Source organism: Mesorhizobium sp. M5C.F.Ca.IN.020.32.2.1 (genome assembly GCF_004023105.1).
In the GTDB taxonomy this organism is placed as follows: domain Bacteria; phylum Pseudomonadota; class Alphaproteobacteria; order Rhizobiales; family Rhizobiaceae; genus Mesorhizobium; species Mesorhizobium wenxiniae.
Genome location: NZ_RZSX01001536.1, coordinates 1 through 657, shown reverse-complemented (window position 1 = coordinate 657; position 657 = coordinate 1). Strand labels below are relative to the sequence as shown.

The following is a 657-nucleotide window of genomic DNA, read 5'->3' as shown; positions in this document are numbered from 1 at the left end:
GTTCCTGACGCTGAAAAACGATCTCAGCCTGGCGATCGGCAACGACACCGTGCCGCGCGAAGCCTTCGCCGCCACGCTCGTCGGCAGGACAAAAGGCGACAGACAGACGCGCATCTTCCTGCGCGCCGACAGGGCGGTCGGCTATGGCGATCTGATGGAGGCGATGAACCTTTTGCGCGGCGCCGGCTATCTGAAGGTCGCGCTGGTCGGTCTCGAGACCGCGCCCGGCGATGCCACGGCGCCGCAAGTCGGAACGGGCCAATAATGTCGCCGGCGGCCGTCCTGCCGATGGCCGATCAGCGGCGTTTCGGCATGCGCGAGATTGCCTGGTGGGCGGGCGCGGCTGCGCTGGTTCTGGTGGCGCATGCCGCGATCGGCTATGCGATGCAGAGCTGGCGCCCGGCCGAGCCCGATGGCGGACCGCCGCAGGCGCAGGTGATCGAGTTGTCGCCGATGGCGTTCACGCCAGCCATGCCGGCCCCGATACCGGACGAGGTTGCGCCCGATCAGCCGGATCCTGCCGAGGAGCCCGTAGCCGAAACGGAGCCTCCGCCCGAACCGCCCGTCGAGCAGGCAGAGCCGGTCACCGAGCCGTCGGAAACCGCTCCGGCCGACACAGTCGAGCCCACCCCGCCGACCATGGCGGAGCGGGTCGAC

At 69.7% G+C, this 657-nt stretch carries 1 protein-coding gene and 1 pseudogene; both read left to right on the top strand.

Features of this window, described 5'->3' with window-relative positions; all coding sequences use genetic code 11:
• On the top strand, positions 1-265 hold a 265-nt coding region (locus EOA86_RS37280; protein WP_206630282.1), incomplete at its 5' end, for a biopolymer transporter ExbD.
• Positions 265-657 (top strand): annotated as a pseudogene (locus EOA86_RS37275) (energy transducer TonB); the annotation flags it as partial. The gene EOA86_RS37280 and the pseudogene EOA86_RS37275, both read left to right, overlap by 1 nt.